The 19,232-nt window shown below is 72.8% G+C and carries 19 protein-coding genes and 2 riboswitches; of the genes, 13 read left to right on the forward strand and 6 right to left on the reverse strand.

What is annotated here, in order from left to right:
* Positions 1-17 precede the first annotated feature (17 nt).
* From I4J89_RS29050 to I4J89_RS29060, 3 genes are all read right to left on the reverse strand, one after another.
* A complete protein-coding gene (locus tag I4J89_RS29050) occupies positions 18-1,229 on the reverse strand; it encodes an RNA polymerase sigma factor (RefSeq protein WP_196417282.1) in 1,212 nt (403 codons plus the stop codon).
* A complete protein-coding gene (locus I4J89_RS29055) occupies positions 1,217-1,588 on the reverse strand; it encodes a YciI family protein (protein ID WP_196417283.1) in 372 nt (123 codons plus the stop codon). The genes I4J89_RS29050 and I4J89_RS29055 overlap by 13 nt, the downstream gene beginning before the upstream one ends.
* 83 nt (positions 1,589-1,671) lie before the next feature.
* Positions 1,672-3,804: an MMPL family transporter gene (locus I4J89_RS29060; protein ID WP_196417284.1), complete on the reverse strand. Its 2,133-nt coding sequence runs from the start codon at positions 3,802-3,804 to the stop codon at positions 1,672-1,674.
* Between the two features lie 157 nt (positions 3,805-3,961).
* On the opposite strand from I4J89_RS29060, the gene I4J89_RS51625 reads away from it, so the two are divergent.
* From I4J89_RS51625 to I4J89_RS29090, 6 genes are all read left to right on the forward strand, one after another.
* The gene (locus I4J89_RS51625) at positions 3,962-5,152 is read left to right on the forward strand and encodes a sensor histidine kinase (protein ID WP_309238518.1); all 1,191 of its coding nucleotides are present in this window, start codon (positions 3,962-3,964) and stop codon (positions 5,150-5,152) included.
* The gene (locus I4J89_RS29070) at positions 5,149-5,823 is read left to right on the forward strand and encodes a response regulator (RefSeq protein WP_196417285.1); all 675 of its coding nucleotides are present in this window, start codon (positions 5,149-5,151) and stop codon (positions 5,821-5,823) included. Before I4J89_RS51625 ends, I4J89_RS29070 begins: the two co-directional genes overlap by 4 nt.
* Positions 5,820-6,443, forward strand: coding sequence for a TetR/AcrR family transcriptional regulator (locus I4J89_RS29075; RefSeq protein ID WP_196417286.1), 624 nt, complete (start codon positions 5,820-5,822; stop codon positions 6,441-6,443). The genes I4J89_RS29070 and I4J89_RS29075 overlap by 4 nt, the downstream gene beginning before the upstream one ends.
* Before the next feature lie 80 nt (positions 6,444-6,523).
* Positions 6,524-8,326: a flavin-containing monooxygenase gene (locus tag I4J89_RS29080; RefSeq protein WP_196417287.1), complete on the forward strand. Its 1,803-nt coding sequence runs from the start codon at positions 6,524-6,526 to the stop codon at positions 8,324-8,326.
* 149 nt (positions 8,327-8,475) lie between these two features.
* A complete protein-coding gene (locus I4J89_RS29085; RefSeq protein ID WP_196417288.1) occupies positions 8,476-8,631 on the forward strand; it encodes a hypothetical protein in 156 nt (51 codons plus the stop codon).
* Position 8,632: 1 nt separating this feature from the next.
* The gene (locus I4J89_RS29090; protein WP_196417289.1) at positions 8,633-9,097 is read left to right on the forward strand and encodes a TIGR00725 family protein; all 465 of its coding nucleotides are present in this window, start codon (positions 8,633-8,635) and stop codon (positions 9,095-9,097) included.
* Here I4J89_RS29090 and I4J89_RS29095 read toward each other — a convergent pair.
* Positions 9,090-10,187 (reverse strand): epoxide hydrolase family protein, encoded by a 1,098-nt coding sequence (locus I4J89_RS29095; RefSeq protein ID WP_196417290.1) that lies wholly within the window; start codon positions 10,185-10,187, stop codon positions 9,090-9,092. The genes I4J89_RS29090 and I4J89_RS29095 overlap by 8 nt on opposite strands.
* An 89-nt stretch (positions 10,188-10,276) precedes the next feature.
* Between I4J89_RS29095 and I4J89_RS29100 the strand changes: the two genes are divergently transcribed.
* Complete coding sequence (locus I4J89_RS29100; protein ID WP_196417291.1) at positions 10,277-11,254, forward strand: helix-turn-helix transcriptional regulator; 978 nt, start codon at positions 10,277-10,279, stop codon at positions 11,252-11,254.
* Here I4J89_RS29100 and I4J89_RS29105 read toward each other — a convergent pair.
* On the reverse strand, positions 11,237-13,555 hold the full coding sequence (locus I4J89_RS29105) for a HoxN/HupN/NixA family nickel/cobalt transporter (RefSeq protein ID WP_196417292.1): 2,319 nt from the start codon (positions 13,553-13,555) through the stop codon (positions 11,237-11,239). The genes I4J89_RS29100 and I4J89_RS29105 overlap by 18 nt on opposite strands.
* Before the next feature lie 102 nt (positions 13,556-13,657).
* Between I4J89_RS29105 and I4J89_RS29110 the strand changes: the two genes are divergently transcribed.
* Entirely contained in the window at positions 13,658-14,218 is a 561-nt protein-coding gene (locus I4J89_RS29110; protein WP_196417293.1) for an alpha/beta hydrolase, read from the forward strand.
* A gap of 24 nt (positions 14,219-14,242) precedes the next feature.
* Entirely contained in the window at positions 14,243-14,629 is a 387-nt protein-coding gene (locus I4J89_RS29115; protein ID WP_196417294.1) for a RidA family protein, read from the forward strand.
* A gap of 28 nt (positions 14,630-14,657) precedes the next feature.
* On the opposite strand, the gene I4J89_RS29120 is transcribed toward I4J89_RS29115, so the two are convergent.
* On the reverse strand, positions 14,658-15,557 hold the full coding sequence (locus I4J89_RS29120) for a hypothetical protein (RefSeq protein WP_196417295.1): 900 nt from the start codon (positions 15,555-15,557) through the stop codon (positions 14,658-14,660).
* A 100-nt stretch (positions 15,558-15,657) separates the two neighbouring features.
* Positions 15,658-15,753: riboswitch (glycine riboswitch) on the forward strand.
* A 4-nt stretch (positions 15,754-15,757) separates the two neighbouring features.
* A riboswitch (glycine riboswitch) is annotated at positions 15,758-15,840 on the forward strand.
* Between the two features lie 33 nt (positions 15,841-15,873).
* Between I4J89_RS29120 and gcvH the strand changes: the two genes are divergently transcribed.
* The 4 genes from gcvH to I4J89_RS29140 all read left to right on the forward strand — a co-directional run bounded on the left by gcvH (position 15,874) and on the right by I4J89_RS29140 (position 19,094).
* Positions 15,874-16,251 (forward strand): glycine cleavage system protein GcvH, encoded by a 378-nt coding sequence (gene gcvH / locus I4J89_RS29125; RefSeq protein WP_196417296.1) that lies wholly within the window; start codon positions 15,874-15,876, stop codon positions 16,249-16,251.
* 92 nt (positions 16,252-16,343) lie between these two features.
* Positions 16,344-17,084, forward strand: a complete 741-nt coding sequence (locus tag I4J89_RS29130; protein WP_196417297.1) for a S1 family peptidase — start codon at positions 16,344-16,346, stop codon at positions 17,082-17,084.
* 128 nt (positions 17,085-17,212) lie between these two features.
* Entirely contained in the window at positions 17,213-18,424 is a 1,212-nt protein-coding gene (locus tag I4J89_RS29135; protein WP_196417298.1) for an MFS transporter, read from the forward strand.
* A gap of 49 nt (positions 18,425-18,473) precedes the next feature.
* Positions 18,474-19,094: an SGNH/GDSL hydrolase family protein gene (locus I4J89_RS29140; protein ID WP_196417299.1), complete on the forward strand. Its 621-nt coding sequence runs from the start codon at positions 18,474-18,476 to the stop codon at positions 19,092-19,094.
* The last annotated feature ends 138 nt before the right edge of the window (positions 19,095-19,232 follow it).

Here is a 19,232-nt window from a genome sequence, read left to right on the forward strand (position 1 = left end):
CCGGTCGTCTCCTTCGGCTATTCCCGTACCGACCGAAGACGGTCCCGCAGATACCTCCGTTCCGCGGGATCGTGGGTCAGGGCGACGGCGTCCTCGTACGCCGCGGCGGCCTCCGGGCGGCGGCCCAGCCGTTCCAGCAGGTGGGCGCGCAACGCCCGGGCCGGCTGGAAGCGGTGGGCCGGCTCGAGCAGGGCCAGCCCGGCTTCGGGTCCGTCCACCTCGGCGGTGACCGCGGCGAGCGCGACACCGCCGCCGAGCGACGGCGCCACGTCCTGAAGGAGCCGGTGCAGGTTCAGCAGGGAGTGCCAGTCGGTCGCACCGGTCTGTGCCCGTGCGCAGTGCACCGCCTGGATGGCGGCCTCGATCTGGAAGCGGCCCAGCCGTCCCCGCGCGTGAGCGGCCCGCAGGTGCTCGTGCGCCCGGCCGATCAGCCGGTGATCCCACCGCGCCGGGTCCTGCTCGGCGAGCGGCACGAATCGGCCCTGGCCGTCGGTCCGTGCCCCGGCGCGGGCCGCCGACAGCTGCACCAGCGCGGCCAGCCCGTGCGCCTCCGGATCGTCCGGGACCAGGGTGGTCAGCACCTCGGCCAGGTGCAGCGCCTCCCCGGGCAGCCGCCGGTCCTGTGGCCCGGTGGTGGCCCAGTCGATGACGTAGGCGCCGTAGACCGCCTCCAGCACGGCGGCCATCCGGGCCGGCAGATCGGAGCGGTCCGGGATCCGGAAGGGGATGCGGGCGGACTTGACGCGGCGCTTGGCGCGTACCAGGCGGGTGGCCATCGTCGAGGCCGGCATCGAGAACGCCCGGCCGATCTGTTCGGCGGTGAAACCGAGCACGGTGTTGAGCATCAGCGGGGTGTGCACCGCCCGGTCGATCGCCGGGTGCGCGCACACCAGCATCAGTTCGAGCCGCCGGTCCGGGATCGCGTCGACGTCCAGGTCGTCGACGTGCACCGGCGCGTGCCGGTCGGCGTCGAGGGCCACGCCGCGCTGGACCGCCGCGGACTTCCACCAGTCCCGCAGCCGGTTGCGGGCCACCGCCAGCAGCCACCCGTCCGGGTTGGCCGGTACGCCCTGGCCGGGCCAGGTCCGCACGGCCGCCTCGAACGCGTCGGCCAGGGCGTCCTCGGCCGCGGCGAGGTCGCTGGTCGCCGCCGACAGCAGCGCCAGCAGCCGCCCGTAACTGTCCCGGGCGGCCACCGCCGCTGCTGTCCCGCCGGTCAGCTCGTCCATCCGCCGTCGAGGAAGGCGGTCGCGACCGGGCGGATCTCCACCACACCCCACTGGGCGCCCGGGCACTTCTCCGCCCAGCCGATCGCCGCGTCCAGATCGGGTACGTCGAGCAGGAACACCCCGGCGAGGGCCTCCTTCGTCTCGGCGAACGGACCGTCCTGCACCCGCAGCGTGCCCTCCCTGCGGGTGACCGTCGTGGTGCCCTGGGTCGGCTGAAGGACATCCGCCGAGAGCAGCACCCCGGCCTGCTCGAGCGCCTTGGCGTAGACGTCGAACGCCCGCTGCGCCTCGGCGATCACCTCCGGGTTCAGCTCGCCGTCACCGGGCTCCTGGTGGTGCATCAACAGTGCGTAACGCATCTTCCTGTCCTCTCATCCGAGCGTGACCCCGCTACTCAGATGACGAGTCAGCCGGCCCCGGATCGTCAGTGCTGCGAAGAAACCTACTGATGTTCCAGCGCCAATCGGGGCAGGCGGCGGGCCATTGCCGCCGGCAGCCACCAGGCCCGCTCGCCGAACAGGTGCATCACCGCGGGCAGCAGCAGGCATCGGATGACCACCGCGTCGATCAGGACGGCGACCGCCAGGCCGAGGCCGAACTGCTGGAGCATCCGGTCCGGTGACAGCACGAACGCACCGAACACCACCACCATGATCGCGGCCGCCGCGGTGACCACCCGGCCGGTCGTGGCCAGGCCTTCGCGTACCGCGGCGCGCGCGTCGGCGGTCCGCTCCCACTCCTCGTGCATCCGGGCGAGCAGGAACACCTCGTAGTCCATCGACAGGCCGAACACGATCGCGAAGATCATGACCGGGACGTACGCCTCGATCGGGCCGGGCGGCACGCCGAAGGCGCCGTGCTGGAAGACCAGCGTGATGACGCCCATCGCCGCGCCCACGCTGAGCAGGTTCAGCACCGCGGCCTTGACCGGGATGAGCAGCGAGCGGAAGAGCACGAGCAGCAGCAGCGCGGACAGGCCCACCACGACCGCGACGAACAGCGGGAGCCGGGCGGCGATCGCGGTGGAGACGCCGATGACCGCGGCCGTCGGCCCGCCGACCAGCACCGTCGCGTCGTCGCGGGCCAGTTCCTCGCGGAGGGTGGCCACCAGCTCCTCGGTCGCCTCGTCCTGCGGGGCCGAGTCCGGGAAGGCGATCACGGTCGCCACACCGCCGTCCGGGGCGGGGATGGGCGGGATGACCGCGGCGACGCCGGGCGTGGCGGCGACCGCCTGCTGGACCGCCTGGGCCGCCGCCGCGTCGCCCTCGACGACGATCACCAGCGGGCCGTTGAAGCCGGGACCGAAGCCCTCGGCCAGCAGCTCGTACGCGCGGGTGCTGGTCTTGCTGCCGGCGTCGTTGCCGGCGTCGGCGAAACCGAGCCGCATGTCGAGCACCGGCGCGGCCAGCCCGAGCAGCGCCACCAGCGGGAGCAGCACGGCCGGCCACGGACGGCGGGCCACCGCGTCGCTCCACCGGCGCCAGAGCCGGCCCTCCTCGCGCGGCGGTTTACCCCGCCGGGCGGCCTTCTCGCGCCGCCGGGTCATCGTGCGTTCCAGGCGGGCGCCGAACAGGCTGAGCAGCGCCGGCAGCAGCGTCAGCGCGGCCAGCATGGTCACGAGTACGGTGACCGCCAGCGCCACGGCCACCCCCTGGAGCGCGCCGAGACCGAGCAGTACCAGCCCGAGCAGGGCGATGATCACGGTCATGCCGGCGAAGAAGACGGTCCGGCCGGCCGTGTCCAGCGCGGTACGCACCGCGGTGGCCCGGTCCGACCCGGCGGCCAGCTCGCCGCGGAACCGGGAGAAGACGAGAAGCGCGTAGTCGATGCCCACCCCGAGACCGACCAGGATGAGCAGCGGGGTGGTGAAGTCGGCGACCGTCGCCACGTGCGAGGCGAGCACGACCAGGCCGATGGCCGTACCGACGGCGAACACCGCGATGACGATCGGCAGGCTCGCGGCCAGCAGCGAGCCGAAGAGCAGCACCAGCACCACCAGCGCGGCGAGGAGCCCGGCGCCCTCGGCGGCGCCGCCCTCGGCCTCCTCGGCCGCCCGGGCCGGGTCCCCGCCCACCTCGACGGTCAGCCCGTCACCGCCGGCCGCCCGCGCCGTCTCGATGATCCGGCGGGTGTCCTCGGCGGGCATCTCCTCGGCGCCGACGTCCAGGGTCACCGTCGCGTACGCGATCGTCCCGTCCCCGGACACCGCGCTGTCCGGGCTGACCACCTCCACCACGTGCGGCAGCCCGCGCACCTCGTCCAGCATGCCGGCGACAGCCGCCCGGTCCACGCCTCCCGCGTCCCGCATGACGATCTGCAGGGTGGCACCGGCCCGCGCCGGCATCCGGTCGGTGAGCAGGTCCTGGGCCTGCTGTGACTCGGCGCCCGGCAGGGTGAAGTCGTTGCGGTAGTCGTCGCCGGCGACGACCGATCCGGCCGTGACACCGGCGAGCACGAGCACCCACAGCAGCAGCGCGGTCCAGCGGCGCCGGTAGGACCAGCCGGCCAGCCGCTCGAAGACGCTGCGCCGGCCGGCCCGGGGTGGTGCCTCGGCCTGCTCCGCGATTCCCGACATGAACCCTCCCTCGATGATCTGCCGGGGACAGACGCTATGAATCGCGGTCACTACCCCGAAACACCCTGGAGAGGGCTCGGCGCGTACCCCTGTGGGGGATGCCGGATGCTCCCGGTGAGGGACTCGCCGGGCACCGCCCCGCCCGTACGCTTGGCGAGTGAGGTGGCATCTGGGAGAGCGCGGCCGTGCCGCGGTCGACGCCGCGGCGGCGCTGGCCGCCGGCGTCTTCACGGTGGTGATGTTGCATCAGGGCGGTCTCGGCAGCGACTCGGACGGCTACCGCTCGCTGGATCTGACCGGCTTCCTGCTGGCCGTCGCGTCGGTGGCGCCGCTGGTGTGGGCACGCCGCGCTCCCGGCGTGGCGTTCGCCGTCTCGGCGGCGGCCACCCTGGCGCTCATCCCCTACCCCCTGGACGTGCCGCCCGGTCTGCTGATCGCGACGTACATGCTGGCCGAGGCGGTCGGCGGCGGTGACACACCCCGGCGGCGGCTGTGGGCGGCGGTGAGCGTCGCCGCGTTCGTGCCGCTCACGATGACCCTGATGCTTCTCGGCGACGCGTCACTGAGCAGCATGTCGTCCGGCATGGTGGCGTGGGCGACCATGTTCGCCCTGGTGTGGACCGCCGGCGACCGCAGCCGCCTGCGCCGCGACCGGATCGCCGAGCTCGAGGTGCACGCCCGGCTGCGCGACCAGGAGCTGCGCGGGCAGCGCCGGCTCGCCGCGGCTCAGGAACGCACCCGGATCGCCCGGGAGCTGCACGACTCGGCCGGGCACGCGATAAACGTGATCCTTGTGCAGGCGGGGGCCGCCCGGCTGCTGCACGACCGGGATCCCGAGCGGTCGCTGCGCGCCATCGAGACGATCGAGGAGGTGGCGCAGAGCACCATCGCCGACATCGACCGTCTGGTCCGGGCGCTGCGCGAGGACACCGGGCTCGCCGCTCCGGCACCGGCCGGCACCACCGACCTGGAGCAGCTCGTCGACCGGCACCGCGCCGGCGGCCTCGAGGTCTCGACCCGGTTCGACGGGGCGCCCCGCGGTCTGCCCAGCGGGGTGGCCTGGGCGGCGTACCGGATCCTCCAGGAGGCGCTGACCAACGCGGCCCGGCACGGTTCGGGGCGGGCCGACGTGCGGATGTCGTACGGGGAGTCGGCGGTCGAGATCCTGGTCCGGAACCCGGTGGGCGACCGGAACCGGCCGGGCGGCGGCATGGGGATCGTCGGGATGCGGGAGCGCGCCGCCCTGCTCGACGGGACCCTGGAGGTGCACGACGAGGGCGCCGGGATGTTCCGGCTGCGGGCCCGTCTGCCGTATGACCCACCGGCGACGGCCGGTGCCGTCGCATGACCGGCGGGCCGCTGCGGGTGCTGATCGCCGACGACGACGACCTGATGCGCGCCGGGCTGCGGGCCGTGCTCTCCAGCGACGACACCATCGAGGTCGTCGGCGAGGCCGCGGACGGCCTGGAGGCGGTGACGCTGGCCCGCGACACCGCGCCGGACGTCGTGCTGATGGACGTGCGGATGCCGCGCCGGGACGGCATCGCGGCGACCCGGGAGCTGGGCGAGGCGGTGCCCGCGGCGCGCGTGCTGATCCTGACCACGTTCGAGGACGACGACTACGTGTTCGGGGCGTTGAGCGCCGGCGCTTCCGGGTTCCTGCTGAAGCGGACCCGGCCGGAGCAGCTGATCGAGGCGATCCATACGATCGCGGCCGGGGACTCGCTGTTGTCGCCGTCGGTCACGCGTACCGTGATCGATCAGATGGCGGCGGCCGCCCCGCCGGACCCGGCGGCGGCCCAGCGGCTGCGGGGGCTGACCGCCCGCGAGCGTGACGTGCTGATGCTGGTCGCGCGCGGCCTGTCGAACGCGGAGATCGCCGTGGAGTTGTACGTCGAGGAGTCGACCGTCAAGACCCACATGAAGCGGATTCTCGCCAAACTGGACCTGCGCGATCGGGCCCAGGCGGTGATCGTCGCCTACGAGACCGGCCTGATCCGCCCCGGGCTGGCGCGGTGAACCGCACGTCGCGGGTGGCCGGCACCCGGGAGAGCATCCTGCTGACCGCCGAGCGGCTGTTCGCCGAGCACGGTGTCGCCGCGGTCTCCAACCGGCAGATCAGCGAGGCGGCCGGGCAGGGCAACAACGCCGCCGTCGGCTATCACTTCGGTTCCAAGGCCGACCTGGTCCGGGCGATCGTCCGGCGGCACGGCGAGCCGATGGAACGCATCCGGCGGGAGCTTCTCGCCGAGCACGGCGGCAGCACCGAGCTGCGCGACTGGGTCGCCTGCGTGGTCCGCCCGTTCACCGACCACCTGGTGGCGCTCGGCGATCCCAGCTGGTACGCCCGATTCGCCGCCCAGGTGATGACCGAGCCGCATCTGCGCCAACTCGCGGCGGTCGAGCTCCGGGACGCGCCCATGCTGCGGGCGGTGACCGACGGGTTGCACCGCTGCCTGCCGGACCTCTCGCCGCGGGTGCGGCTGGAACGCGACGACATGGCATACACGCTGCTCGTGCACTTCTGCGCGCAGCGGGAGCGGACCGCGGAGCCGGACTGGCCGGCCGCCACGACCGGTCTGATCGACGCGATCGAGGGCCTGTACCGGGCCCAGCAGAGCCAACTTTTCGGACAGTAGGGCAGTCGGAACCCCAAAAGTTCAGACACTTGCTTTAAATTGGGCGGGCCGCACCGGTCGATCCCCTCGAAAGGTCCCGCATGTCCATCCCCTACCTGCCCCATCGCTTCTCGCCCGCGGAACTCGACGCCATGCGCGCGAGGTACCGGGCGGAACGCGAGCGCCGCATCCGCCCGGACGGGGCGGGCCAGTACCGGCGTGCGGCCGGCGAGTTCGGCTACTACGCCACCGACCCGTACACCGAACGCACCGAGCGGGCTCCGGTCCACGACCGGGTCGAGGCGGTCGTGATCGGCGGCGGCTTCGGCGGGCTGGTCACCGGCGCCCGGTTGCGGCAGGCCGGCGTCCAGGAACTGCGGATGATCGACGAGGCCGGCGACTTCGGCGGCACCTGGTACTGGAACCGCTACCCCGGCCTGCACTGCGACGTCGAGGCCACGGTCTACATGCCACTGCTGGAAGAGGTCGGGTACGTCCCGAAGTGGCGCTACGCCCCCGGCGAGGAGATCCGCCGGCACGCCGTCGCGATCGCCGAGCATTTCAGCCTCTACGACGACGCCCTGTTCCACACCCGGGTCACCGAACTGCGCTGGGACGACGACGCCGCCGAGTGGACCGTGCGGACCGACCGCGGCGACGAGTTCCGCTCCCGCTACGTGGTGATCTCCTCGGGCACCCTGACCCAGCCGAAACTGCCCGGCATCCCCGGCATCGAGGACTACCGGGGCCACACCTTCCACACCAGCCGGTGGGACTACGGCTACACCGGCGGTGACCAGGAGGGCGGCCTGCACAAGCTCGCCGACAAGAAGGTCGGCGTCGTCGGCACCGGCGCCACCGCGATCCAGATCGTCCCGCACCTGGCCCGCGACGCCGAACACCTGTACGTCTTCCAGCGCACCCCGTCCTCGGTCGACGTCCGCGACAACCGCCCCACCGACCCGGCCTGGGCCGCCTCGCTGCGACCCGGCTGGCAGCAGGAGCGGATGGAGAACTTCCTGACCATCGTCACCGGCGGTCACGCCGACGAGGACCTCATCGACGACGGCTGGACGGCCACCGCCCGCCTGCAACGCAAGCTGCTCACCGGATCGCTGGACACCAACCTGTCCGACGAGGAACGCGAATACCTCGACGAGGTCGCCGACTTCCGCAAGATGGACCAGATCCGTGCCCGCGTCGACCAGATCGTCGAGGACCCGGCCGTCGCCGAACTGCTCAAGCCCTGGTACCGCTACATGTGCAAGCGGCCCACCTTCAGCGACCACTACCTGCAGGCCTTCAACCGGCCGGACGTCACCCTGGTCGACACCGCCGACACCGGCGGCATCACCCGGATGACCGAGACCGGTGTCGTCGTCGGCGAGACCGAGTACGAGGTCGACTGCGTCATCTTCGCCACCGGCTTCGAGGTGGGCATCTCCGGCGTACTCTCCGGCACCCTGCCCGTACACGGCCGCGGCGGCCTGCCGCTGCTCGGACACTGGCGCAACGGCCCGCGCACGCTGCACGGCTTCTACAGCCACGGTTTCCCCAACCTGTTCCATCTCGGCTCGATCCAGAACGCCGCGTCGGTGAACTTCGTGCACGTCCTGCAGGAGCAGGCCACCCACATCGGCGCCGTGGTCGCCGAAGCGAACAAGCGTGGCGCCCTGCGCGTCGAGCCCACCCCGGAGGCCGAGGAGGCGTGGGCGGCGACGATCCGCGAGACCGCGCCGGACAACTTCAAGTTCCAGTCCGAGTGCACGCCCGGCTACTACAACGGCGAGGGCAAGCCGCGCCCGGTCAGCTTCTCCTACGGCCCGGGGCCGGTCGCCTTCCACGAGCTACTGCGCGGCTGGCGCACCGAAGGTGGCATGGACGAGGTGCTGGTCACCGCCTAAACCTTCGGGGTACGCGCAACCGGGGTCCCGCCGAAGCCGACCCGTCCCTGCTCTCCCGGCGCGGGCTCGGCTCGGCCTCACCGCCCCAGCGCGACCGCCGGGAAACAGCATCGCCTCACGGTTACGGCCGCCGGGCCTAGGCTGATGCGATGGTCGATGATCTCGCCCTGGTGGCGTCGCTGATCGTGATCGGCTACCTGGCCGTACGCCGGGTCCGCCTCCCGGTCTGGCAGAAACTCATCGTGCTGTTCGCGGAGTTCGCTCTCGGCGCCGCCGTTGTCGTCCTCGAACTGCTGGCCCACTGACATGGCGCTCCAGGTGGCCGTCTGCGGCCCCGGCGACTGCACCGAGGCCGAGGCCCGGGCGGCCCGCCGCGTGGGAGAACTCCTCGCCGAGCACGGCGCGGTGGTCATCTGTGGCGGCGGGACCGGCGTGATGGCCGCCGTCGCGGCCGGCGCCCGGGCCAGGGGCGGCCTGGTCATCGGCATCCGGCCGGACGACAGCAGGGACGCCTCCCCCGACCTGTCGGCGACGATCGTCACCAACATGGGCGAGGCCCGCAACGCGATCATCGTCCAGAGCGCCGACGCCGTGATCAGCGTCGGCGGCTCGTGGGGCACGCTCAGCGAGATCGCCCTGGCCATGCGCCGCGGCGGCATCCCGGTGGTCTCGCTGCGCGGCTGGCGGGTGGCCGCCGGGGACGGCGCACCGGTGCCCGGCATTCAGCACGTGGACACCCCCGAGGCGGCGGTCGGGGCCGTGATCAGGTGAGCGGTCCGAAGAAGGCGCGCAGGTCCGCGACCACGTCCGCCGGGGCCTCCATGGCCGGGAAGTGGCCGCCGTGGCCGAACTCGGTCCAGTGCGTGCCGGGCGGCACCGGGATCAGCTTGCGCACCGTCTCGTCCGCGCCGAACACCGCGAAGCCCTGCGGCACCGCCGGCGGATCGCCCCACTCCGTCGAATGTGCCTGCTCGTACAGGGTGTGCGCGGCGGAGACGCCGGAACCGGTGAACCAGTACAGGCTCACGTTCGTCAGCAGCTGATCGCGGTCGATCGGCAGGCGGGTCCACTCCTCGAACTTCTCGGCGATCCACGCCAGCTGGAAGATCGGGGAGTCGGTCAGCCCGTACCCGATGGTCTGGGGCCGGGTGTTCATGATCGCGAGATAGCCGGATCCGTCGTCGCGGAACGCGTCCATCCGTTCCAGGATCACCTTGTCGACCGGGTCGTCCGGGTTCAAACGGTCGGCCATGCCGGGCAGGAAGGTGGCGGTGGCCGCGGCGGTCGGCGGGTCGGTCACCACATGGCACCCGATGACGTGGTCACCGTCGAGAGCGGCCACCGCCCCCGAGACGCCGGCTCCGACGTCGCCGCCGTGCACGCCGTAACGGTCGTAGCCGAGCCGGCGCATCAGCTCGACCCAGGCACGGGCGGTACGCGTCATGGTCCAGCCGGTGCCGGACAGGGGTGTGGAGAACGCGTACCCCGGCAAGGCCGGAACGACCAGGTGGTAGTCGGCGCTGAGCGGCTCGATCAGGCCGAGGAACTCGACCGGCGAGCTCGGGTAGCCGTGGGTGATCAGCAGCGCGGTGGCGTCCGGGCGGGACGAGCGCACGTGCAGGAACCAGACGTTCTGACCGTCGATCTCGGTGGTGAACTGCGGGTACTCGTTGAGCCGCGCCTCCGCGGCCCGCCAGTCGTACCCGGTCCGCCAGTATTCGGCGAGTTCGTGCAGCTTGTCGGAAGGTACGCCGCGTGACCAGCCCACCCCCGGCAGCTCGGCCGGCCAGCGGGCCGCCGCCAGACGATCGTGTAGCAGGTCCAGGTCGGTCTGCGGGACGGCGATGCGGAACGGATTCATCGGTTCTCTCCTGCCTTCATCGGTGTCAGCGCCGACGTTAGGAGCGATTGCGGATCGCCTCGTTCCGCAATCGCGACGACGATGAGCGAATGGCGGAGACATCCCTGCGCCTGCTGCGCCTGCTCTCGCTGTTGCAGAGCCGTCGCACGTGGAGCGCCACCGGCCTCGCGGACCGGCTCGAAGTGACCACCCGGACCATCCGCAAGGACGTGGAACGGCTGCGCCGCCTCGGCTATCCGGTGGACGCCCGGCCCGGCGTCGGCGGCGGCTACCGGCTCGGCAACGGCGCCAGCCTGCCGCCGCTCTTCCTCGACGACGAGGAGGCGATCGCGGTGGCGGTCGGCCTGCGCACGGCCGCCGGCGGCTCGGTGGCGGGCATCGAGGAGACCTCACTCCGGGCCCTGGCGAAGGTTCAGCAGGTGCTTCCCGCACGGCTCAGCCGCAAAATCAACACCATCGGGACGTACGCCCTCCGCGTACCCACTCCAGAAGGACCGATGGATCCGCACCTTCTTCACGCGATAGCCGACGGGTGCCGGGACCGTACGCGCCTCCGCTTCCGGTACGAGTCGCACGACGGCACCAGGACCGAACGCGACGTCGAACCGTACCGGCTGGTCAACGACCGCCGCCGCTGGTACCTGTTCGCCTGGGACACCGACCGTGCGGACTGGCGTACCTTCCGGGCCGACCGGATCACCCCGTCCGGGGCGGCCGGGCCGCGCTTCGTACCCCGAACGCTCCCGCCGGACCCCGAGATCACCGCGCGTGTCGCGCACAGCGTGCGCACCGCGACCTGGCGCTATCGGGCCCGGGTCGTGGTGCACGCGCCGGCCGCGCACGTCCGCGACCGCATCCCGGTGCCGGTCGACGTGCGCGAGCTCGGCCCGCAGAGGTGCGAGTTCACCCCCGGTTCGGACCACCCGGAGATGCTCGCCCTCTACCTGGGCATGCTGGACGCCGACTTCACCGTGGTCGACGGGCCCGAGCTGGCCGCGGCGCTGACCCACCTGGCGGACCGCTACCGGCGTGCGGTCGCGGAGTGGCCGTCACCCGACCGGGGCTGAGCCCCGAACCACGCCCGGCCGGAAGCCGACGGCCTGCATCTGAACCACCGCCCCGGCGCGGCCCAGCTGGATCAGATCCAGGACGGCGGTGACCAGGTCGGCCGGATGGGTACGGCGCGGGTCGGCGGTCACGCACATCGCCCGGACGCCGTAGCCCTGCGCCGGCCCGGCCAGGCTCGCGGTGAACCTGATCAGCCGGTCCTCGGCCTCCGGCGCCGAGACGACGTTGACGATCTCCCCACCGCCGCCGGCCCGCATCGGCTCGAGCAGGTGCTGGCTCACCAGCATCGCGGCGGTCATCTCCTCGCCGCTGCCGCTGACGCTGTTCACCAGTACGCCGGGACCGCCCAGCTCGTCGGCGGCGTCAACGATCCGGTCCAGGTAGCGCGGGTCGCGGATGTCGGCCCGCAACGCCCGCGCCGGCACGCCGAACGCCCGGACCTGCGTCGCACACGCCTCGGCGCTGCCGGGGTCGGTGTCCACGGCGACGATCCCGTACCCGGCGCTGGCCAGCCCGGAGGCGATGGCCCGGCCCAGCCCGGCACCGGCGGCGGTGACCACGGCGACGGCCTGGGCCGTGATGGGTGCGATCAGGGCTTGCGTGCCGGGGTCGTCGGTGGTCCGCTGATCGATCAGGGTGTGCTGGGCGGGGTTGTGCGGCTGGGGTGTGGTCGGTCCGCCGTTGCTCACCGGGACCTGGGCGATCGCTCGCGGGTGTTCGGCGACCGATTGCGGTGCCGGCGATTGCGGGGCCACCGGGTGCGGGGCCACCGGCTGCCGCGCCACGGGCTGCGGGGCCGGTCCTCCACCGCCAGCAGCCGCCTGGACGGTCGCCCGGCCGCGAGCCGGCGCCCCGTGCGACGGCTCTCCGGACCGGCGCGGATCCGGAGCGGGCTCGGGCCGGCGCGCGCTCGGCGATGCGGCAGCCGCCATGCGGGCCTCCCGCCGGGCCGCGGCGGTCGCTTCGCGGGCTTCCCACTTGACCGCGGCGTTCGCTTCGCGGACCTCCCGCTTCTCGGCGGCTCTGGCCTCACGAGCTTCCCGCCTTGCTGCGGCGTTCGCCTCTCGGGCCTCCCGCTTCGCCGCGGCACGCGCCTGCCGGGACTCCTTCGCCGCCGGCCGTCCGCGGTCGCCGGCCGCAGCCACCGGCCGAGCCCGATCACCCGCAGCAGCCGCCGGCCGTGCCCGATCGCCGGACGACCCCGTGGCGCCGGCCCGCCCGTCCCGCTCACCGCGGCGGCGCCGGATCACGAAGGCCGCCACCACCGCGGCCACAAGGAGCAGCACAATCAGGACCGGCCAGCTGACCAGCACCTGCGCGATCTCCACGAGCGGTCCGTCGGTGAGTCCGCTGGTCAGATCGATATTCCCGGCCAGCCCACCCGGCAGCGTGATCTCCGGCAGCTCACCCACCAGCGGCGACACGCTGACCGCGAGTGCCATCAACCCGGCGAACGCCGCGAACCCGATCTGGTAGATCCCACCGCGAGCTTGCTCGTCCTCCGGCGTTCCATACGGATCGATCACCAGCACGCCCTGCACGGCTCCACCCAGGCACATACCCGCGGCGAACAGCACCGGCACCACCACGACCGGATAGGCCGGCAGCACGAACAGGGCCATCCCGGTGGCGAGCACGAGCAGCGCCGCCTCCGCCGCGATGCCCAACCCGGCGCCGAACAGCAGACCCACCACGAACAGCTGCCACGGACTGCGTACCCACTCGATCAGCCGGTCGACGAACCGGCCCACCGGCCACCGGTTGCCGGGCGGCTCCCCGGCGGCCGGCCCGCGCCGCCGCCGTACCGCTCCGAACAGGATGGTCATGCTCAGGACACCGAGGATCCCGAGGAACACCCCGGCGTCCGCCGCGTCGACGATCAGCCGCGGGACGAACCCGTCGAGCCCGCGCCACCAGGCGAACCCCTGCACACCCATGGTCAGCAGGAGTGTCAGGGCGGTCACCGACGCGGCATAGCCGAGGGCGAACCAGAATCCCACCGCGGGCGACCGGCGACCGCGCCGCGCCAGCTCGGCCGCGCTGTCCCCGACCGCGGTCAGATGGCGCGGGTCGAACGCCCGCCGCAGCCCCAGCACGTATGCCACGATGCCGGCCGCGACCACCACGCCCTGCCGGTCGTCGCCGAGCTGGTACCCGTCCGGCAGCAGCAGCCCGAACAGCAGCCCGAACCCGGCCAGGTGCAGCAGCACGACGACCGCGGCCATCCCGGCCAGGGACCGCTGGTCCGTACCGTCCACGTTGTAGCGCAGGCGGGACGACCCGGTCCTGTAGTCAGCCATGTCGACGTTCCCTTCACCTCGCCGGGCGTACGGTGAATGGGATTCGTGGCCGGCGGCCACGTGGATGGCCGGCGCCCGAGGAATCCGGGAAGGGATGGCACGGTGGCCGGAAACGTCGCGCTCCTGATTCCCGGCCACGGCTACTCCGTCGAACGGCCGCTGCTGCACTTCGCCGGCGCGGTGTTCCGGAGCCACGGCTGGACCACACGGGAGGTCAGCTGGCCGGAGTCCCCGCCGCCGCGGGACGGTCAGGATCTGCCCGTCTGGTTCGCTCGTCTGCGCTCCTTCACGCTCGCGCACGTCGGCCGCGTGCTTGAACGCGAAACCGCACCGAGGATCGCCCTGGCCGGCAAGTCGATGGGCGCGTTCGCCGCCGCCCTGGCCGCCGACCGGGGTCTGCCCGGCATCTGGCTGACCCCGGTACTGCGTGACACCGAGCTGCCGGCCGACCTGCGCCGCGGCTCAGCGCCGTTCCTGCTGGCCGGCGGCACGGCCGACCCGTCGTGGGACCCCGAGCTGGCCCGAAGTCTCGGCCGGCCGGTTCACGAGGCGGAGAACGCGGATCACGGCATGGAGATCGCCGGCGACCCGGTGCGCTCGGCCGAGGCGCTGCGCCAGGTCACCGTCGCGATGGACGCGTTCGTCCGAACCCTGTACGGATAAGTGCTGGTCGCATACCTTCCCGGCATGACCGAACGACGAGCGATCTTCAGCGGTTCCACCTTCGAGGACCAGATCGGGTACGCCCGGGCCGTGGTCGACGGCGACCGCGTGTACGTCTCCGGCACCACCGGCTACGACTACACCACGATGACGATCTCCGACGACGTGGTCGAGCAGACCGAACAGTGCCTGCGCAACGTCGAGGCGGCCCTGGCCGAGGCGGGTTGCACCCTGGCGGACGTGGTACGGGTCCGCTACCTGCTGCCCGACCGCGCCGACTTCGAGCCGTGCTGGCCGACGCTGCGCCGCCGGTTCGGCGACATCCGGCCGGCCGCCACCATGCTCGTCTGCGGGCTCGCCGACCCACGCATGAAGATCGAGATCGAGGTCGACGCCCGGCGCCGGTCCTGACGTCCGCTGAGGGTGGCCATCCGCTGGATCAGCGCGAGATCGGGCCCCGGGCGGTGAGCTCGTCGACGGAGACGCAGGAGATCAGGCACCGTTCCTTGGCGTCGCCCATCAGCAGTGCCGTCCACGTGGTGAATCCACCGTCCCCGATCTCCGCACCGGCGGCAGTGGTCCGGAGGGCGGCACAGGTGTAGTAACCCCGGCCCCGTTCGCGCTCGGGTTCCTCGACCACCGGCACGCCATGGGCGGCATCGGGCGCGGGCGGGGCGGTGTCGTCGAAGCACGTGTAGTGCACCTGCGGCGAGGCGGCCGGCACCAGGGCGGCCAGCGCACGCTGCCAGAAGCCGACGTGCATCGCCAGCATCCGCGCCTGCGTCGTGCCGTTACCGGCGTCGCGGCCGCTGGAAACCAGCGAGAACAGCCGGAAGTGCGCAGGCGCGCCCGCCACGAACCGTTGCGCCCGGACCAGCCGGTGGCTCGCCGCCAGATGAACCAGGCCGCCACCGGGCTGCCGCAGGCGCCGGTCGGCGGCCTCGATCGCCAGGGCGTTGGTGGCGTCACTGACCAACTCGGACGAGCGCATCGTCGTGACCACCCGGTTCTGGCTCACCGGGCCGAGCGCCGAGCACGCGCCGACCGGCGCGAGCGGCGACAACTCCACGCCCTCGACTGCGGCAGGCAGCAACTCCCACAACCGGGCCACGACCGCGGTGATCTCGCGCGGGCCGGCAGCGGCGGGCCGCACGAACCGGTCCTCGCGCCACCGGCGGACCAGATCCGCCGGGCGTACCCGAGAGGAACGCGCCCGCGCCACCGACAGCAGCAGCGTCTGCTGATCGGTGGGTGACAGGCCGAGCAACGCCTCCCGGCTGCCGTCCGGCAGCCGTGCCCACACCCGCTGTTCCGCCGCCGACAGCTCCTCGCCGCTCATCCGGCCACGATCGGTCATCACCGCGGCCCGGCGCCACCGGAATAGCGTCTTGACCCGGCCCGGTAGGCTTACGCCGCCCACAACCGAATACCTCGCCGCATCAACCGTCGCGGGAGAGTCCTCGCCTCTTCAGCGAGGCGCCGAAGGAGCAACTTCTCCCTCAGAATCTCTCAGGCCCCGGTACCGCAACGGTCAGGCGACTCTGGAAAGTCGGACGCCACCCGCGTCCGCGCCCACGGTGCAAGCCGCTTCGGCGGTGAACCTCTCAGGCCACGTGACAGAGCGAGGGAGGCCGACCCGACCCCAGGAGCCTCCCATGATCCCGCAGAACCTGCGCTACAGCCGTGACCACGAGTGGCTCACCGACGACGAGATCGCCACCGTCGGCATCACCGCTTTCGCCGCCGAGGCGCTCGGCGACGTCGTCTTCATCGATCTGCCCGAGCCGGGCACCGTGGTCAAGGCCGGCGACCCGTGCGGCGAGATCGAGTCCACCAAGTCGGTCAGTGAGGTGTACGCCCCGGCGGACGGCGAGATCGTCGAGGTCAACCCGGCGCTCCCCGACGAACCGGGCCTGCTCAACTCCGACCCGTACGGCGCGGGCTGGCTCTTCCGGCTCCGCGTCACCGGGTCCCCGGACCTGCTGAACGCGATCGGCTACGCCGACCTGGTAGGGCCATCACCCCGGCGATAGGCCCCGCCTGGGATGTATCGACCCTCGTCTATTTCCGGCTACGGTCAGCCCGGGCAACCGCCCGTTCCCCAAGGCAGGAAGGGACTTTTCGGATGCGCAAACCCGCCCGGCTTCTCCTCGCTGCCGCCTTCGTCGTCGCCGGCGTGTTCGCGCCGGCCACCGCGGTCGCGGCCAGTCCCACGGAGCCGACTCCCGGCACCCTGGTCGTCGGCGGTGAGCCCGCCAGCGAGAACTACTCGTTCATGGTCTACGTCTCCGGCTGCACCGGCTCGCTCATCAAGGCGAACTGGGCGGTCACCGCCAAACACTGCCCGACCCCCTCTTCGGTACGGGTAGGCAGCGTCGACCGGTCCGCCGGCGGCACCGTCGTCGCCGTCCGGCGGGCCGTCAACCACCCGCGGATCGACGTCAAGCTGCTCGAACTCGCGTCGTCGGTGTCGCACGCCCCCGCGCCGATCCCCACGGCCTCGGGCGCTGTCGGCACCGCCACCCGCATCATCGGCTGGGGCCAGACCTGTCCCACCCGCGGCTGCGGCTCCACCCCGCGCATCGCGAACGAGCTCGACACCTCGATCGTCGCGGACAGCCGCTGCCTCGGCATCAACGCCGCGTACGAGATCTGCACGAACAACACCGGCGGCAACGCCGGCGCCTGCTACGGCGACTCCGGCGGCCCGCAGGTCCGGCAGGTCAGCGGTCGCTGGGCGCTGATCGGCGTGACCAGCCGGGCCGGCAACAACAGCTCGGTCTGCGCGACCGCGCCGTCCATCTACGGCGATCTGCCGTCCATCCGTACCTGGGTCAACCAGCAGGTCGGCGGCCTTCCCGCCTGACACACCAGCACCACCGCGGGCCGGCGCGATCAATCGCGCCGGCCCCGCGCGCGCTTGGGAACCGGCGAGGCGGGTAATTGGTGCGGACCCAAAGCGGCCCTTACCCGTACGTCAGGAAACGCCCCACGATGACCACAGCGACCCGCCCGGCGCCCACCGCCGAATCCCGTGTCCTGGCACGCTATCTCACCGCCGCCGTCGGCGCCCGGCTCGCCGACGAGGGCGCCCGGGTGGCGATCGTGCTGCTCGCGCTCGAACGAACCGGACGAGCCGACCTCGGCGGCCTGCTCGTCGCCGCGCTAATGATCCCGCACGTGGCAGCCGCACCGCTGGCGGGCACCGCCGCCGACACGGTGCGCCGCCGCAAGCCGCTGTATGCGACCGCTTTCACCGCGTACGCCGCAGCACTTGCCGCCGCAGCCGCGCTGATCGGCCGCTCCACCGCGGCCGCCGCGGCCAGTCTGATCATCGCCGGCTGCCTGTCACCGCTGCTGCTGGGCGGCCTGAGCAGCCTGCTCAGCGAACTGACCCCGGCTACCTTGTCGCGTGCCTTCTCCCTGGACGCCACCACCTACGGCCTGGCCGGAATCCTCGGCCCGGCGCTGGCCGCCGTCGTCGCCGGCGCCACCGGCGCGGCCTGGTCGCTGATCGCCCTCGGCGGCTGCGTCACCATCGGCGCCTTGTTCTTCCTCACCCTGCCCCTGGCGGCCCGGCCACCCGTCGCCGGCAGGCGCCGCAGACCCCCCGCACTCGGCGGACTCACCGTCATGGTCCGGCGCCGCCGCCTAGGCGCCATGACCGTAGCCTCCGCATTGAGCCAGCTCGGCTTCGGCGCCCTGCCGCTGGCCGCGGCAGCGGTCGCCATCCACACCGACCGCCCGGCCCTGACCGGCCTGATCATGTCCGTGACCGCCGCCGGCGGCTTGCTCGGGTCGCTGCTGTGCCTACGGATCCGCGCCGTACACCGGCACCCAGAACGGGCATTGCTGCTCTGCACGATCGGCATGGCCGTACCGTTCCTGCTGACCGCCGCAGCGCCCGCCGGCTGGCTGCTGCTCGCCCTGTTCGGCGTGGCCGGCCTGTTCAGCAGCCCGGTCACGGTCGCGCTCTTCACGATCCGGGACCGGGAATCCCCACCGGACCACCGCACCCAGGTCTTCACCCTCGGCGCCGGCATCAAGGTCACCGCAGCCGCCGCCGGCGCGGCCGCCGGCGGCCTGATGACCGCGCACGGCCCCACCGCACTGCTGCTAGCCGTAGGCGCGAGCCAGCTACTCGCCGCGACCGCCGGCGCGGCCCTGCTCCCCCGCAGGCCACAACGGCCGCCGCAATCCGAGTGACGCAGGTCGCGCTGGGAAGCAGCCCACCAGCCAAATCGTTGCGAATGGCATGACGCTGAAGCTCGCAGTCCTCGGCGACTCCATCGCCTACGGCCAGGGCGCCGCCCGCCCCGCCGACACGGTCGCGGCCCGCCTCTCCACCGTTCTCACTCATGACGGCATACCGAACGACACCCGGATCTTCGCCGTTCCCGGCGCCCGCAGCCGGGACCTCGCCGCCCAGGTACAGCGAACCCTCCCCTGGCGCCCGGACCTAGCGTTGATCATCATCGGCGCGAACGACCTGACCCGCTTCGTCCCACCCCAGCAGGCGGCAGCCCAGCTGGAAAGCGCGGTCCGCGCACTACGCTCGGCATCCGCCGAGGTGATCGTCGCCCCCGCTCCCGACCTGAGCGTGGTCCCCTGGGTACCACCCCAGATGCGCGCCACGGTCCGCGCCGCCAGCCAGCTCCTGCACGACGCCCAGACCGCGGCCGCCCTGGCCGCGGGCGCCCACGCGGCCGACATCGGCATGACCTCCACCGCCGGCTTCGCCCAGGACCAGGACCTGTTCAGCGCCGACCGGTTCCACCCGTCAAGCGCGGGCTACGCGGTGATCGCGGCCGCCTTGACCCCCACCGTCCGCACGGCGGCGTCCCGCCGCCTCATCCCCCGCTCACCAGCCGCCTGACGAGGTACGGGCAGCCGCCGCCCCGCCACATCGACCCCGTCCCGCCCTGCCACGCGAGCCAGCCACCCCGACCTGCCCCAAAGCGACCGCCGGGAAAGTTCCGTCCCAGCGCGACCACCCGGAAGCAGAGACACCCAG

Source organism: Actinoplanes aureus (genome assembly GCF_015704865.1).
GTDB classification, from domain to species: domain Bacteria; phylum Actinomycetota; class Actinomycetes; order Mycobacteriales; family Micromonosporaceae; genus Actinoplanes; species Actinoplanes aureus.